Source organism: Xanthobacter sp. NM-25 (assembly GCF_022138605.1).
Classification (GTDB): domain Bacteria; phylum Pseudomonadota; class Alphaproteobacteria; order Rhizobiales; family Xanthobacteraceae; genus Xanthobacter.
Genome location: NZ_JACBFS010000004.1, coordinates 64,404 through 79,149 on the forward strand (window position 1 = coordinate 64,404; position 14,746 = coordinate 79,149).

The 14,746-nt window shown below is 67.0% G+C and carries 13 protein-coding genes and 1 tRNA gene; 2 read left to right on the top strand and 12 right to left on the bottom strand.

Features of this window, described 5'->3' with window-relative positions:
• Window positions 1-12: 12 nt before the first annotated feature.
• The 5 genes from MEU52_RS12000 to MEU52_RS12020 all read right to left on the bottom strand — a co-directional run bounded on the left by MEU52_RS12000 (window position 13) and on the right by MEU52_RS12020 (window position 5,592).
• Entirely contained in the window at window positions 13-1,500 is a 1,488-nt protein-coding gene (locus tag MEU52_RS12000) for a tripartite tricarboxylate transporter permease (RefSeq protein WP_238122530.1), read from the bottom strand.
• Window positions 1,501-1,571: 71 nt separating this feature from the next.
• Window positions 1,572-2,069: a tripartite tricarboxylate transporter TctB family protein gene (locus MEU52_RS12005; RefSeq protein ID WP_238122531.1), complete on the bottom strand. Its 498-nt coding sequence runs from the start codon at window positions 2,067-2,069 to the stop codon at window positions 1,572-1,574.
• The gene (locus MEU52_RS12010) at window positions 2,066-3,061 is read right to left on the bottom strand and encodes a Bug family tripartite tricarboxylate transporter substrate binding protein (RefSeq protein ID WP_238122532.1); all 996 of its coding nucleotides are present in this window, start codon (window positions 3,059-3,061) and stop codon (window positions 2,066-2,068) included. Before MEU52_RS12010 ends, MEU52_RS12005 begins: the two co-directional genes overlap by 4 nt.
• A gap of 240 nt (window positions 3,062-3,301) precedes the next feature.
• Window positions 3,302-4,936: a rhodanese-like domain-containing protein gene (locus MEU52_RS12015; RefSeq protein WP_238122533.1), complete on the bottom strand. Its 1,635-nt coding sequence runs from the start codon at window positions 4,934-4,936 to the stop codon at window positions 3,302-3,304.
• On the bottom strand, window positions 4,933-5,592 hold the full coding sequence (locus MEU52_RS12020) for a cysteine dioxygenase (protein ID WP_238122534.1): 660 nt from the start codon (window positions 5,590-5,592) through the stop codon (window positions 4,933-4,935). The genes MEU52_RS12015 and MEU52_RS12020 overlap by 4 nt, the downstream gene beginning before the upstream one ends.
• A 150-nt stretch (window positions 5,593-5,742) precedes the next feature.
• On the opposite strand from MEU52_RS12020, the gene MEU52_RS12025 reads away from it, so the two are divergent.
• Complete coding sequence (locus MEU52_RS12025) at window positions 5,743-7,137, top strand: LLM class flavin-dependent oxidoreductase (RefSeq protein WP_238122535.1); 1,395 nt, start codon at window positions 5,743-5,745, stop codon at window positions 7,135-7,137.
• Window positions 7,138-7,327: 190 nt separating this feature from the next.
• Here the strand turns inward: MEU52_RS12025 and MEU52_RS12030 are convergent, their stop codons facing one another.
• The 3 genes from MEU52_RS12030 to MEU52_RS12040 all read right to left on the bottom strand — a co-directional run bounded on the left by MEU52_RS12030 (window position 7,328) and on the right by MEU52_RS12040 (window position 10,712).
• Window positions 7,328-8,812, bottom strand: coding sequence for a CoA transferase (locus MEU52_RS12030; protein WP_238122536.1), 1,485 nt, complete (start codon window positions 8,810-8,812; stop codon window positions 7,328-7,330).
• Between the two features lie 98 nt (window positions 8,813-8,910).
• Entirely contained in the window at window positions 8,911-10,413 is a 1,503-nt protein-coding gene (locus tag MEU52_RS12035; protein WP_337927143.1) for a sodium:solute symporter family transporter, read from the bottom strand.
• A complete protein-coding gene (locus tag MEU52_RS12040) occupies window positions 10,410-10,712 on the bottom strand; it encodes a DUF485 domain-containing protein (protein WP_238122537.1) in 303 nt (100 codons plus the stop codon). The genes MEU52_RS12035 and MEU52_RS12040 overlap by 4 nt, the downstream gene beginning before the upstream one ends.
• Window positions 10,713-10,934: 222 nt before the next feature.
• Here MEU52_RS12040 and MEU52_RS12045 point away from each other — a divergent pair, with 222 nt between their 5' ends.
• Complete coding sequence (locus MEU52_RS12045; RefSeq protein ID WP_238122538.1) at window positions 10,935-11,852, top strand: LysR family transcriptional regulator; 918 nt, start codon at window positions 10,935-10,937, stop codon at window positions 11,850-11,852.
• A 54-nt stretch (window positions 11,853-11,906) separates the two neighbouring features.
• Here MEU52_RS12045 and MEU52_RS12050 read toward each other — a convergent pair.
• The 4 genes from MEU52_RS12050 to fdxA all read right to left on the bottom strand — a co-directional run bounded on the left by MEU52_RS12050 (window position 11,907) and on the right by fdxA (window position 14,590).
• Window positions 11,907-11,983: transfer RNA gene (locus MEU52_RS12050), tRNA-Pro, on the bottom strand.
• A 161-nt stretch (window positions 11,984-12,144) separates the two neighbouring features.
• Window positions 12,145-13,344, bottom strand: coding sequence for an amidohydrolase family protein (locus MEU52_RS12055; RefSeq protein ID WP_238122539.1), 1,200 nt, complete (start codon window positions 13,342-13,344; stop codon window positions 12,145-12,147).
• 117 nt (window positions 13,345-13,461) lie between these two features.
• Window positions 13,462-14,235 (bottom strand): ferredoxin--NADP reductase, encoded by a 774-nt coding sequence (locus MEU52_RS12060; RefSeq protein WP_238122540.1) that lies wholly within the window; start codon window positions 14,233-14,235, stop codon window positions 13,462-13,464.
• Window positions 14,236-14,260: 25 nt separating this feature from the next.
• Window positions 14,261-14,590, bottom strand: coding sequence for a ferredoxin FdxA (gene fdxA / locus MEU52_RS12065; RefSeq protein WP_238122541.1), 330 nt, complete (start codon window positions 14,588-14,590; stop codon window positions 14,261-14,263).
• Window positions 14,591-14,746 lie beyond the last annotated feature (156 nt).

A 14,746-nucleotide genomic window follows, 5' to 3' on the forward strand; every position in this document is an offset into this window, starting at 1 on the left:
TAGGCCTCCGGCTCAATCGGCGAGGGCGGCTTTGGCGCGATGGCGGCGCGCCAGGGCAAGGCCGAGGGAGACCACCACCAGCGCCAGCAGCACCAGGGTGATGGGCCGGTGGAGGTAGATGGACAGATCGCCCTGGGCGACCATCAGCGCCCGGCGGAAATTGATCTCCAGCATGTCGCCAAGCACGAAGGCGAGCACCAGGGGCCCGAGCGGGATACCCCATTTGCGCAAGCCCCAGCCGATGAGGCCGAACGCCAGGGTCACATAGACCGGATAGGCATCGTTGGTGGTGGAATAGGCCCCCACCAGGCAGGTGACGGCGATGCCTGCCGCCAAGAGGGGCTTGGGCACCTCGATCACCCGCGCCCACAGCCGCGCGCCGGCAAGGCCGGTGATGACCATGATGGGCACCGAGATGATGAGCGAGGCGAACACCGCGTAGGGAATTTCCGGGTGCTTGGCGAACAGCAGCGGCCCTGGCTGGATGCCCTGGATCATCAGCGCGCCGGCCAGCACCGCGGCGGTGGACGAGCCGGGAATGCCGAGGGCCAGCAGCGGCGCCAGCGCCCCGGGCACGGCGGCGTTGTTGGCCGCTTCGGCGGCGGCGACGCCGTGGGGATTGCCCTTGCCGAAGCTCGCCGGCTCCGGCGAGGTGCGCACCGCTTCGTTATAGGCGACCAGCGAGGCGATCACCGCGCCGGCACCGGGGATGACCCCCACCACAAAGCCGATGACCGACGAGCGCAGGATGGTGCCCATCAGCCCGCGGTAGAGCGATAGGGGGAAATGCAGCAGCGAGCCGAACGGTGCCGGCCGCGGCGCCGGTCGGCGGGCTTCTTCCGCCAGCAGCAGCGCTTCGGACAAAGCGTAGAGTCCGGTCAGGGCCGCCACCAGGGGAATGCCGTCGTAAAGCCCGGGCGTGGGCGAGAAGCGCGGCACGCCGGAGATGGGATCGACACCGACGGTGGCGAGCAGCAATCCCAGCGTCACGGCGATGATGCCCCGGGCGGCGCCGGCGCGGCCGAGCCCCACGGCCAGGGTGAGGCCGAGCAGCGCGAGGGCAAAATACTCGCTGGGCCCGAACTGCACCGCCAGTTCCGCCAGCGGCACGGCGGTGAAGATCAGCAGCACGGCGCTGATCAGCGCGCCGATGCCGGAGGCGATCATGGAGATGTGCAGCGCCTTGGCCGCCTCGCCCTTGCGCGCCATGGGATAGCCATCCCACGAGGTGGCCACCGCGGCCGCTTCGCCCGGCGTGTTGAGGAGGATGGCGGTGATGGCGCCGCCATATTCGGCCGCCACATAGAGCGCGATCAGGCCGACGACGGCGGTGGACGGGTCCATGCCGTAGGTGAAGGGGATCAAGAGGGCGATGGTGAGCAGCGGCCCCACCCCCGGCATGGCGCCGATGGCATAGCCGATGACGGTGCCGATGAGGATGGCGAGCAGGGGGCCAAGCTGGAGCACATGGCCGGCGGCGAGGGCGAGCTGTTCGAACACGGCGTCTTCTTTCGCGGAACATCAGGCCAGAGGTCGTGCTCCGGCGGGAGAGGGGCGCGCCTTGCGGGCGCTCAGAGCGGCACGCGCAACAGCTGCGCGAACAGCAGCCAGACCAAAGCAGCCAGGGCGATGCTGCCGCCGATCAGAAGCGCCCACCGGCGCTCGCCCAAGGCGAACTGGACAATGAAGGTGAAGCCGGCGATGGCGAGATAAACCGGCAGCCTATCGAACGAGAGCACCAGCGCCACCACCGCCAGGAACAGGGCCAGCACCGCCCCGGGATGGGCAATGGAGACGCCCTCCTCGGCCTCCGCATCGTCGCTGGCCGTCGTTTCGCCGATGCCGAGGATCAGCGCCACAGCGGCAAGCAGCATCAGCGCCGCCACTAGGCCGGGAAAGGCACCGGAGCCGACCGCATCGCTGCCGGCCGCCCCCTGCAGCAGCAGGCTCTGCCAGAGGAACCAGCTCGCGATCCCGGCGGCCGCAAGTCCGGCACTGATGCGTGCGCCGCGAGCCGAGAGCAGCGGGCGCGGCGCGGGGTCTGGCGTGTTGGCGTTCGTCGTGGTCATGCCGCGAGGCCGAGCTTCTTCAGCCACGCATAGGTCAGCGCGTCCTGCTTGACGATGAAGGCGGTGTAGTCCTCGGGGCCGAGGAAGCCTTCCGTCAGGCTGGCGTTCTTCATATAGCTCTTCCAGCCGTCGGACTGGGTGCCCTTGGCCACGGCGTCCGCCAGCTTCTGCTGGATCTCCGGCGACAGGCCCTTGCGGCCGATGATGCCGCGGATCTGGTTCCAGGCCGGGTCCACCGCATAGCCCGACTCGATATAGGTGGGCACCTTGGGGAAGGCTTCGAGCCGGGTCTCGCTGGCCACGCCCAGGGGCCGCACCCGGTTGGCCTCGGCGAACTGGACAATGGTCTGCGGGTTGTTGCTGGTGGCATCGAGGGTGCCGCCCAACAGGGCCGTCAGATGTTCGATGCCACCGGGGAAGGGAATCCAGTTAAACTTGAATCCCGCAGCGTCAGCTAGCAGGTGAAAATGGATATTATGGGCCGAGCCGGGCGCGCCCTGGCCGCCGATATTCACCAGCGTCTTCGCGTTTTTCGCGTGATCGACGAATTCCGGCAGCGTCTTCCAGGGCGAGTCGGCCCGCACCACGGTGAAGAAGCCTTCCAGTTGCGCCCGCGCGATCCAGGAGAAGCTGTCGAGGGTGTAGACGTCCTTGCCGCCCGTCCGCAGAATCGACAGATGGGAAAGGGTGTTGATGCCGAGGGTGTAGCCATCCGCCGGGGCCGCCTGCAGCGCCGCCATCTGCACCATGCCGTTGCCGCCCACCCGGTTCACCACCACCACCGGCTGGCCCAGGACCGGCTCGATGGCATGGGCCAGTTCGCGGGCATAGACATCCGCCGCCGAGCCCGGCGCAGTGTGGCAGAGCAGGGTGATGGGCTTTGTCGGATAGTCGCCGGCGGCGCCCGCCGGGCGCGACAGCAGGGCCGGCAGAGCCAGGGCAGACGTGGCGGCGAAGGCGCCCTTGAGGACGCCGCGACGGGTAAGGAGCATGGTGGATCTCTCTAAAACACACTAAACTGATTGATCAAATATAGAATGAAGTCAAGCGCACTTTCCCCAGCGCTCGGCGGCGGCGCGGAGCGCTGTCGAGATGTCAGGTGGCAGGGTGTCAGGGCGCACGGGGACGCGCCGTGCACACGGCGAGACGCGTCACAGGGAGCACTCGGACCGGCGCCCCGAGCGACGGCTTGCGACGCATGCTCAGGTGTCGCAGGCGATGCGGTGTGGAGGTCAGATCACCCGGAAATGGTGGGTGCCATCCCGGGCCAGCTGGTCCACCAGGCCGAATTCCCAATCGAGATAGGCCTGCATGGCGGCGCGCGGCGCATCGGTGCCCTCATAGGGCCGGCGATAGCGATCGGTGCGCGGCACGGCGAGCCGGGTCTCGCCGCTCTCCAGCGGCTGCCCCGCCGCGACCCAGGCCGCATTGCCGCCCTCCAGCACCGACACTGCGGCCTCCTTTTCGGCCTCCTGTCCGAGGAGCGCGATCAGGTCTGCCGCGGCCAAACGCGCCAGGATGCCGCGGCCGCAGGTGACCACATAATGCCGGGCGCGGGGCACCGCCTTGAGCGCTGCCGGGAGCTGGGCGCGGATGGCATACCAAGCGCCGGGAATGTGCCCGCGCACATAGTCGATGCCGGGATTGACGTCGATCACCTGGAGCGCGGCCGGATCACCCTCGGCGGCGGCGAGCCGGGCGGCCAGCGTTTCGGCGGTGATCAGAGGCACCTCGGGCAGAGGCGGGCGATTGACGGGCGCGTCGCCGGTGGCACTGCGGGCGTCGGCCGTCACCCCTTCGAGCACATGCACCTCCCAGCCCATCTGCGCGAGCCAGGAGCCGCTCATGCGGGCGCGCACGCCATCGTCATCATCCAGCACGAAGCGGGCGCCTCGCACCGGGGCGTGGTGGTCTGTCTCCTGCACCAATTGGCCGCCGGGGGCGCTAAGGAAGCCGGGGAGATGGCCTGTCGCATATTCTTCGGGCGTGCGCACATCGAGCCGATAGGTGGTGCGATCGGGCGCGTCCAATGCCACAAGTTCGGGATAGGGCAGGGGGCGCACGCCAGCGCGTTCGGCCACCGCGCGCGCGTCGGCCTGGGCCTGGGCGCGGGCGGCGGGGGGTGCCTCCGGCGGCCGGCGATCGGCGCCGTGGTCGAGGGTCTGGCCGGCCAGCAGCCAGCCGATGGTGCCGTTGCGCAGTGCCGCGATGGGATTGGGCAGGCCCGCATTCACCAGGGATTGGGTGCCGATGATGGAGCGGGTGCGACCGGCGCAATTGACAATGATCCGGGTGTGCGGATCCGGCGCCAGCGCCCGCGCCCGCAGCACCAGTTCGGCGCCCGGCACCGAGGTGGCGGTGGGGATGCTCATGGTGCGATATTCATCGAAGCGCCGGGCATCCAGCACCACAACGTCGGCCTGATCGGCGATCAGCTGTGCCAGTTCCTCGGCCGGCAGCGAGGGCGTGGCCCGCTCATGCTCCACCAACTCGCCGAACGATTTGGACGGCACGTTCACATCACGAAACAACTCGCCGCCGGCGGCGCGCCAGCCCTCCAGGCCGCCTTCCAGCAGATGGACCGCCGTATAGCCAAGCGCGGCGAGGCGTCGGGCGGCGCGGGGCGCGATGTCCTCTCCGTCGTGGTCGCCATAGAGCACCAGCACCGTGTCGCGACGCGGAATGCGTCGCCAGGCGTCGAGCTCGAGCCGAGACAGGGGCAGGTTGGCGGCCCACAGGGGATGGGCCTCGGCGAAGGGGGCTTCCTCGCGCACGTCGAGCAGCGCGGTTTCCTGGCGGGCCAGCAGCCGCGCGCGCACTTCGGCGAACGACAGAACGGGGAAGATGGCGGTGTCTTGAAAGGTCATGCCGGCACGCGATCCTTGAGCCCGTCCTTGGAGCGATCCCACAGGTTGGGCAACGTGGTGTTGCTGTAGCCCGAAACGAAAGGCTTGGGCGCGCCCTGCTCGGGGTAGGTGTGGCGATGCACGCCGCCGATGTTGGCGCCATAGACGTGAATGGAGATGGAGACCTGATCGGCGAAAGCGTTGCTCACCCGATGCAGGTCGCCGATGGTGGGGGAAACCGCTTCCACTGTGCCCGGTTCCAGCCGGCTCGGCGCGCCCTGGGGCAGGGGCCGGCCGGCGGCATCGAGGGCGTAGGGCTGGTTATATTCGGCGCCGCGCAGCATGCCGATGAGACCCCAGACCGTGTGGTCATGAATGGGCGTCGCCTGCCCGGGACCCCACACGAAGCTCACCACGCTGAAGCGCTCCGTGGAATCCGCATGCAGCAGATATTGCTGGTAGTAATTCGGATGGGGCTGGGCATAGGCCTGCGGCAGCCAGCTGTCATTCGCCACCAAAGTGGTGAGCAGCGCGCCGCCTTCGCGCAGGATGCACGGTTCGTCGGGCTGGGCGTCGAGCAGCCGTCCAAATGCCACCACGAAATCCCGCAGCGGGCTCAATGATTCGATGGGGGTGGAGCGCGACGGCTCACGAAGGGCGGAGGGCTGCGTGGACATGGCTTCTTGCATCCTAACGATCGTTGGCGACCGGATCTCGATTTAACTTCCATAAATTAATCGATATAGTGTACTTAATGCGAAGCGGAGCGGACCACAAGCCTCGTGGCGCAGCTCAGCGTTCCCCCACGTGCATTTCTGATGCAGGCCATGACCCGAAAGCTGCACCTCAATCTGTTCATCAATGGCCGGGGCCACCACGAGGCGGCCTGGCGGCATCCTGCGGCGACGCCGCGCGCGCTGACCGACCTCGCCTATTATCGCGAGCTGGCGCTGAAGGCGGAGGCGGCCAAACTTGATTCCATTTTCTTCGCCGATCACCTGGCGCTGGCGGATGATCTGGACCATGCCGCGCGCGGGGAGCTGGAGCCGCTGACGCTGATCGCGGCGCTGGCGGCCTCCACCCGCCACATCGGCCTCATCGCCACCGCCTCCACCAGCTATGGCGAGCCGTTCAATCTCGCCCGCCAGTTCGCCTCCCTCGATCACCTGAGCGGCGGCCGGGTGGGCTGGAACATCGTCACCTCCTGGATGGCGGCCGCCGCCGCGAACTTCGGCCGCACGGGCCAGGACACGCAGGCGGAGCGCTATGCGCGGGCCGATGAGTTCGTTGCCGTGGCCCGCGCGCTATGGAACAGCTGGGCGCCTGATGCGGTGCGGGACGATCGTGCCGGTGGCATCTATGCGCGGCGCGATGGGGTGCGCGCCATCGCCCATCACGGTCCGCATTTCGACGTGGAAGGGCCCCTCAACGTGCCCCGCTCGCCGCAAGGCCGGCCGCTGCTGGTGCAGGCCGGCTCATCTGAAGATGGGCGCCGGTTCGCCGCCCGCCATGCGGATGCGGTCTTCACCGCCCATCTGAGCAAGCAGAGCGCCACCGCTTTCTATGGGGACCTGAAGAAGCAGGCCGGCGCCTTCGGTCGCCCGCCGGAGCAGATCGTGGTGCTGCCCGGTCTCTCGGCAGCCATCGGCTCCACCGAGACGGAAGCCCGCCGTGTGCTCGAAGAGCTGAACGCGCTCGCCCACCCCAGCGTTGGCCTGGAGCGCCTGAAGAACCGCTTCGGCGGCCATGACTTTTCCCATCTGCCTCTGGATCACCCGCTGACCGTGGATGATCTCCCCGATCCCAAGGCGGTGGAGGCCTCGCGCAGCCGGGCGGAAGCCATCGTCGCCCATGTGGCCGCCACCCGGCCCACCTTGCGACAATTGCTGGCGAGCCTTGCCGGCGCCCGTGGTCATTTCACCATGGCGGGCACGCCTGAGCAGATCGCCGACCTGATGATCGATTGGTTCGAGGGTGGGGCCGCCGACGGTTTCAACATCATGCCGCCGGTGCTGCCGGACCAGTTCGACCGCTTCGCGGACAATGTACTTCCGCTGCTGCGACGCCGTGGGCTGTTCCGCGAGGAATATGAGGAGGAGACCCTGCGCGCCCGCTATGGTCTTCCACCGGTGCCGATTTCGCCCTCTCCATCCGGATCCCCGTGTCCACCGAGGGCAGATGGCGTCCAATTTTCTCGTGGCGAGGCCGCAGTGGGGGCGTGACGGTCGTCCCCTCCTGCCTAAGCGTGTGCGGGCTTCATCACGGTCCGCTGGGTGTGTGAACGCGTCCATCTACAGGCGAAGGAGGGCCGGGCCATCACCTCACCTCGCTGCACTGAAGCCAGGTGGGCACACGCCGCGCATCCCTGTAGGATCGACGCGCCGAGGGCAAGTCACAGGGGTGGCTGTGCGCCTAGCGGACTGCACCTGCGGCTTTAGGCGCCGGCGTAACCCAGTGCTGCCATTCGGGCCGATCGCTGCCGAGGGCGGGGGTGGGGCGCGGCCAGGTGCAGGGCGTCTCTGACATCCGCAGCACGGGGGCGAGGGTTTTCAAATCGCCGTAGCAGGTGCCGTCGACACGGATGGAGAGCGCCTCGAACTCCTCCGGCGAGAGGTGGCCGGGGGCGTCGGCGAAGTCCGAGATCAGTCCTTCGCGTTGCAGAAGCATGGCCGACTGGCACAGGGAGACCTGAACCCGGTAGCTGCCGCCCTCACGCGCCCGGCGGGCCAGCGCCAGCATGGCGCCATAGGCGCCGAGAAAACCGGTGATGAAGTCACACATGAAGACCGGGGTCAGCTCTGGGCGTCCGGACCCGTTCAACTCGCCCTGGGTATGGCAGATGCCGGTAACCGCCTGCGCCACCTGGTCCCATCCCGCCCGATCGGCGAAGGGTCCACCGGAGCCGAAGCAGTTCACGGAAACATGGATCAAGCCGGGTCGCAGGGCCCTGAGCTGCTCGGCGCCGAACCCATAGGCGGCAAGTCGGCCCGGCCGGTAGCCGTCGATGAACACGTCGGCGATCTCAACCAGCTCGCGCAGACGATCTGCCTCCTCCGGACGGGTGAAGTTGAGGAAGGTGCTGCGCTTGCCATGGCTCGTATCGCGCACGAAGGCGGGGACCTGGGGCAACTCTGGCGCCGTCACCATGAGCACCTCGGCACCATGCTCGACCAGGCTGAGGCCCGCCGTGGGGCCGGCGAGGATGCGGGTGAGGTCGAGCACCCGCAGACCAGACAACGGCGCCTTGCCACCTTTCGGCAGCGGCTCCGGCGCGCTGTCTGCCACCTTGGTGATCTCCACCACCGGGCGCGCGGCGAGATAGGCGCCGTGCGGATGGGCGAGCCATTCCTCGGGGGTGCGGACTTTGCCGCCGCACGCGCGGGCGTCAGCAAGGGCGTTCTCCAGCGCGTCGGCGTCCCAGCGTCCTACCGCGGCCGCTACATCCTCCACCGTGCTGTTGCAGGCGAGCACGTGAAGCACGCGGCGTTCCAGATGGGGCAGGTTGGTATGCGGCAGCACCCAGCCGCCGTCGGCGGTGGCCCAGGGTTGGGTCAGCGCCACCATGTGCTTCATGGCCGCTGAGGTGGGAATGGAATGGTAAAGCCCATCTTCGCCCTTCAGCAGGGTCTCCTCGCCGCCGGAGAGGGACGTGGCCGCGGCGGCGCGGGCATCCACGGAGATCTTCTGGCGGCGCCCGGTGCGCATCGCCCACAGGTCATTGGCGGCCACCCCGCGCGCGGCGAGTACCGCCGCCGTCACTTCGCCGATGCGGAACGGCGTCCGGTAGAAAGGGTCGCTACCGGTGAGGGTCACCTCATCGGCGGGCAGTGCTGTCCCGGAGCGGATGTCCATCAGTTCCCGGAAGGTGTTGAGGGTTTGTGGATCGATGGTGGTCATGGGCATTCCAAAGTCTCTTCAAGCGGGGCGCGACGGCGAGCGACCGCTCCCGCCATGGGCGGAGGGGGCCGGGGACATGGCGCCCCCGGCCGCGTTGATCAGGCCACGCCAGGCAACATCTGCGCGCCACGCCGCTGCGTCATCGAAACCAACCAGCAGGTGAGGAACGCCAGCGGCATGGAGATGAGCGTGGGCGGATCGAGGCTGACCACCGGAGCGGCGAAGCCGAACACCTTCACCCACATGGATGGCCCAAGGACGGTGAGCCCGAGCGCTGCAAGAAGGCCGATGCTGCCACCGGCGATGGCGCCGCGCGTCGTCAATCCACGCCAGTAGATGGAGAGCACCAGCACCGGGAAGGTGGAGGAACAGGCGATGGCAAAGGCCAACGAGATCATGTAGGCGACGTTCTGCCCCTGGAAGGCGATGCCAAGGGCGATGGCGAGCATCCCGAGCGCCACCGTGGCCATGCGTGAGATCTTCAGTTCCCGCGCCTCATCCACATGGCCCTTCAGCACCACGCGGGCATAAAGGTCGTGGCTGACGGCGGAGGCCCCGGCCAGGGTCAGCCCGGCCACCACCGCGAGAATGGTGGCGAAGGCGACCGCGGAGACGAGGCCCAGCATGATGTCTCCACCGAGCACGCGGGCCAGATGGATGGCCACCATGTTGATGCCGCCGATCACCTTGCCGCCGGCACCGACGGCCGTGGCGTCGCCCGACAGGATCACGATGGCGCCAAAGCCGAAGATGGCTGTGGCGGCGTAGAAGGTGCTGATGAAGGCCGTGCCCCACACCACCGAATTGCGCGCGGCCCGCGCATCCGGGACCGTGAAAAAGCGCATCAGGATGTGCGGCAGGCCAGCCGTTCCGAACATGAGCGCAAGGGCCAGAGACAAAGCAGAGAAAGGGGACCGTGCCGCCGCCTGCGGGGCAAGCAGGTCGGCGCCGTTGGGGCGGACCGACGCCGCCCCGTAGAGCAGGGCCGCGAGATCGAAGCCGAACCGCTGCAGCACCAGCACGGCGATCAGCGCGCCGCCGGCCAGCATGAGGCAGGCCTTGACGATCTGCACCCAGGTGGTGGCCATCATGCCGCCGAACATGACGTAGCAGATCATGAGCCCCCCAACGAGCGCCACTGCGACCTTGAAATCGATGCCGAACAACAGCTCGATGAGGGCGCCGGCGCCGACGATCTGGGCGACCAGGTAGAACGCAATCACCACCAGAGAGGCCGCTGCGCCGAAGATGCGCATCGGTGTTTCGTCGAGATGGACGCTCACCACGTCCGAGAAGGTGAACTTGCCCATCTGACGCAGCCGTTCCGCCAGCAGGAACACCACGATGGGCATGCCGGTGGAATAGCCGATGGCAAAGATGTAGCCATCGAACCCGTTGGCGAAGATGAGGCCGGTGAGACCCAGAAAAGCGCCTGCGGACAAGGCGTCGCCAGCCAGGGCGAGGCCGTTCTGCAGGCTCGTGACATTGCCGCCTGCGGCATAAAAATCGTTGGTTCCCTTCGTGTTGCGCGCGGCCCACCAGGTAATGGCCAGCGACAGCGCAACGATGGCGAGGAAGCAGGAGATGGCGATCATATTCATCGCGCGCCCCCTTCTGCCGGGACCAGGGCGCGGGCGGCGAGCGCGACGCTTTCGCGCCGGTTGGCAATCACGGCGTAGATGACCGTGAGCACGAAACCGAGACCGATCACCCCGAGGCCCAGTGCGAAGGCCCAGGTGAAGATGCCGCCCGGTTGGATGGGCGCGGCCAGAAGTTGCGGCGCAAAGGCGCCAAGCGCCGTGAAAGTGAGATAGACGCCGGCGAGGATTGCGGTGGCCGCAAGGCCCAGGCGGCCGCTGCCCCCTGAGGAGGGGTGTGGCGGATGGGGCTGGAGGGTCATGTTTTTGTTCCCGTCTTGGAAGGCTGACGCGCATGGCCCCGTCCTCCCAAGCGGGGCGCAGGCGTGTCACGGAATGCGGCGTCACGGTTGGGAACGGGTCCGGCCGGTGGCTGCCTCATTTCTGATCAGAGTGTTGCCCTGATCATTATCGAGGCTAGCAGTGGCTTCTGTATTCCAAAAATGGTTTGATGCGATCGTAGTCATCTGAAAATGAGATGTCTGATGCAGAGTGCCGATCTCGAATTCTTCATCGCGGTGAGCCGGGAGGCGTCGATCGGCGGCGCGGCGACGCGCCTGAACACCGCCCAATCCAATGTCACTAATCGCATCAAGAAGCTTGAGGCGGACCTTGGTGTCATCTTGTTTGAGCGGCATTCGCGCGGTGTGAAGCTTACGGCGGCGGGCGAGAGACTGCTGCCGTTCGCCGCCGAAGTGAGCCGGCTGTTGCGTGAAGCGCGGATGTCGGTGACAGCGTCCGACCGACCGCGCGGCCCCCTTCAGATCGGCGCCATGGAGACCACGATGGCGCTGCGCCTCAGCGAACGCCTGGTGAACTTCTCCAGCCTGCATCCCGATGTGGATCTGACTCTGCGCACCGGTACTTCGGCCGAGCTGACGGAGCAGGTGCTGCAACAGGAGCTGGAGGGCGCTTATGTCTGTGGGCCGGTGGCGCATCCCCGCCTTGTGGCGCGCCGCGCATTCCTGGAAGAACTCGCGGTGCTGGCCGGGCCGGACGTGCGCTCGCTGGACCCCTTCGTTGAGCGTGGACAAGCCAACATTTTCGTTTTCCGGCGGGGCTGCTCCTATCGTCAGCGCCTGGAACAGCTGCTTGCGCGCCGGAACATCGCGGTGGGGCGGACGCTGGAATATGGCAGCCTCGATGCCATTCTCGCCTGCGTCTCCGCGGGCATGGGGCTGACATTGCTGCCGGTGGATCTCGTCGCATCCCACGCGCGCAGTCACGCCTTATCCATCCTGTCCCTGCCGGAGGAGGAGGGGAAGGTGGAAACGCTCTTCATCCGCCGGGCGCAGGTCTATGTATCCCCTGCCCTCACTGCCTTTCTGGATGTCGCGCAGTTGGCCATGGGCGGCGCTCCTTTCCCGTCCGCAGGTCAAGTCGGAGCGACGGGCCAATCCTGATGCTCACAAGCGCACCGGCGGGGCAAATTTGGATTGAGTGCCAAGGGGCTGAAATGGTCGGAGCAGCAGGATTTGAACCTGCGACCCTCTGCTCCCAAAGCAGATGCGCTACCAGGCTGCGCTATGCTCCGACGCGCATTTTACGCCGCGCCGTTATGGCATCCGATCCCCCGTCGGCGCAAGGGGGCGGGTTCTCTTGTTCCGGACCCGCACCACGGGACGGGTGCTCAAAAGAAAAGAGGCGCCACCTTGCATCAGCGGCGCCCCTTCATTTGATGGATTGAAGGCCTGTTCAGGCCTTGACCACGAACGGAAGGCGGGTCGCCGGCGGGGTGTTGCGGGAGCGCTCGGTCCGCACGATGCCGTCGATGATGGTCATGCCGACGCCGGGCAGGTCGCCGAGCTGCACGCTCTCCAGCAGGTTCGCGCTCGCGGAGTTCTGGGCGGTGTCCATGATGACGAAATCGGCGGTGCGGCCCACTTCGATCAGGCCGCAATCCAGCTTGCGCATGCGGGCGGTGTTGCCAGTGGCGAGGCAGAAGGCCACTTCCGCCGGCAGGTCACCCATGGAGGAGAGCAGCGACACCATGCGCAGGATGCCGAGGGGCTGGACGCCCGAGCCGGCAGGGCCATCGGTGCCGAGGATCACCCGGTGCAATTCGCCCATCTCCCGCGCCGTGCGCAGGGTGAACAGGGCGGCCCGCTCATTGCCGTTGTGCACCAGCTCCAGGCCGCGCTTGCAGCCCTCGCAGATGCAGCGGATCTGGCCATCGGGCAGCGCCGTGTGGCCGCCGTTGATGTGGCCCACCACGTCGGCATCGGTTTCCAGCACCACATCCTTGTCGATGAGGCCCGAACCGGGGACGGAGGGGCCGCCGGTGTGGATAGTGGACTGGATGCCGTATTTGCGGGCCCAATTGACCATCTTGTTGGCGGTGGGGCCATCCTTCACGCCGCCGAGGCCGATTTCGCCCAGGAGCGTCACGCCGGCGGCGGCCAGTTCCTTGAAGTCGTTCTCTTCCATCTCGTGCTCGATCACCGGCGCGCCGGCGTGGAGCTTCACGCCACCGGGGCGGAACGAGGAGAAGGTGCGCTGGGCGGTAATGGCCAGCGCCTTGATGCCGATGACATCGCGCGGACGGCCCGGATAGTGGACCTCGCCAGCGGAGATCATGGTGGTGACGCCGCCATGGAGCGAGGAATCGATCCAGTTCATCTGGCTCTGCCGGGGCGTCCAGTCACCGGCCACCGGGTGCACGTGGCTGTCGATGAGGCCGGGGGTAACGGCGGCGCCATTGGCATCCACCGTGGTGGTGGCACCCTCGACATCCACGTCCTTCAGGCGGCCGATGGCAGTGATGCGGCCGTTCTCGGCGACAATGGTGTCGGCATCGAGGATCGGGTTTTCAAGGGCGCCGCTGATCAGAAGGCCGATATTGCGGATGACGAGCTTGGTGGGGCCCTTGGGGCCTGCCGGTGCGTCGTGAGCCATGTGCGAAGTCTCCGGAAGCGACGGTCGGAGACACGGGGAGCCCCGGCCGTTTATTTGTAAGCATATGAATGGTAAGCCCCAGCGCGATCCTTGAAAACCGCGCCGGGGGTAATTTTTTCAGCGCTCGGCGAATGCTTTCTCGAGCACGAAGTCGCCGGCCTCGCCGTGGTTGCCTTCCTCGAAGCCGAGGCCGACCAGACGGCTCTTGAGATCCACCATCATCTGCGGCGAGCCGCACAGCATCACCCGGTCGCGGGACTTGTCCATGGGCGGCAGGCCGATGTCCGCATAGAGCTTGCCGCTGTCCATGAGGTCGGTGATGCGGCCCTGATTGCGGAAGTCTTCGCGGGTGACGGTGGGATAATAGATCAGCTTGGCGTTCACCTCGTCGCCCAGGAATTCATGGGTCTTGAGGGCGTTCACCATCTCCTCGCCATAGGCGAGCTCACCCACCTGCCGGCAGCCGTGCACGAGCACCACTTTGTTGAAGTGCTCGTAGGTTTCCGGATCACGAATGATGGAGAGGAACGGGGCCAGGCCGGTGCCGGTGCCCAGCAGATAGAGGTTCTCGCCCGGGCGCAGATTGTCGATGACCAGGGTGCCCGTGGCCTTGCGGCCGACGATGACGGGGTCGCCTTCTTTCAGATGCTGGAGGCGGGAGGTGAGGGGGCCGTCCGGCACCTTGATGGAGTAGAACTCCAGGGTCTCTTCGTAGTTCGGGCTCACCACCGAATAGGCCCGCATCAGCGGCCGGCCATCCACCTTGATGCCGATCATGGTGAATTCGCCGTTGCGGAAGCGGAAGCCGGCGTCACGGGTGGTGGTGAAGGAGAACAGGCGGTCGGTCCAGTGGCGCACGCTGAGCACGCGCTCTTCCATCAGATTGCTCACGGGAGGGCTCCGGATAGGTCGTCGATCAGGCGGCGGGGGCAGACGAGAGCAGATCGCGCTTGCCATCCTTGCCATTCCAGTCGTCGGCATCGGCGGGGGCGTCGGTCTTCTCGGTAATGTTGGGCCACTGCGTGGCATAGGTGGCGTTCAGCTCGGTCCATGTGGCCGCGCGCGGATCGCTGTCGGCGACAATGGCCTCCGCCGGACATTCCGGCTCGCACACGCCGCAGTCGATGCACTCGTCGGGATTGATCACCAGCATGTTCTCGCCGGCATAGAAGCAATCCACCGGGCACACGGCGACACAGTCGGTGTAGCGGCAGCGGATGCAGTTCTCGGTCACCACATAGGCCATGGAAGGATCTCGCTCGGCAGGGCCGTCAGACGGCCTCGTCTTTTTGTTTGTGTACAAATGAAAATAAAATCGGCGACCGGCGCTGTCAATGACGCACAAGGCTTCGGCGTGCGGAGTTTTCGAGCAATGGTGCCGATGATTTGAGCAGGGTGGCGT

Coding starts and splice junctions, on each gene's coding strand:
- MEU52_RS12005 (WP_238122531.1), bottom strand. CDS start 2,069: ATGACCACGACGAACGCCAACACGCCAGACCCCGCGCCGCGCCCGCTG.
- MEU52_RS12010 (WP_238122532.1), bottom strand. CDS start 3,061: ATGCTCCTTACCCGTCGCGGCGTCCTCAAGGGCGCCTTCGCCGCCACG.
- MEU52_RS12015 (WP_238122533.1), bottom strand. CDS start 4,936: ATGACCTTTCAAGACACCGCCATCTTCCCCGTTCTGTCGTTCGCCGAA.
- MEU52_RS12020 (WP_238122534.1), bottom strand. CDS start 5,592: ATGTCCACGCAGCCCTCCGCCCTTCGTGAGCCGTCGCGCTCCACCCCC.
- MEU52_RS12025 (WP_238122535.1), top strand. CDS start 5,743: ATGACCCGAAAGCTGCACCTCAATCTGTTCATCAATGGCCGGGGCCAC.
- MEU52_RS12030 (WP_238122536.1), bottom strand. CDS start 8,812: ATGACCACCATCGATCCACAAACCCTCAACACCTTCCGGGAACTGATG.
- MEU52_RS12035 (WP_337927143.1), bottom strand. CDS start 10,413: ATGAATATGATCGCCATCTCCTGCTTCCTCGCCATCGTTGCGCTGTCG.
- MEU52_RS12040 (WP_238122537.1), bottom strand. CDS start 10,712: ATGACCCTCCAGCCCCATCCGCCACACCCCTCCTCAGGGGGCAGCGGC.
- MEU52_RS12045 (WP_238122538.1), top strand. CDS start 10,935: ATGCAGAGTGCCGATCTCGAATTCTTCATCGCGGTGAGCCGGGAGGCG.
- MEU52_RS12055 (WP_238122539.1), bottom strand. CDS start 13,344: ATGGCTCACGACGCACCGGCAGGCCCCAAGGGCCCCACCAAGCTCGTC.
- fdxA (WP_238122541.1), bottom strand. CDS start 14,590: ATGGCCTATGTGGTGACCGAGAACTGCATCCGCTGCCGCTACACCGAC.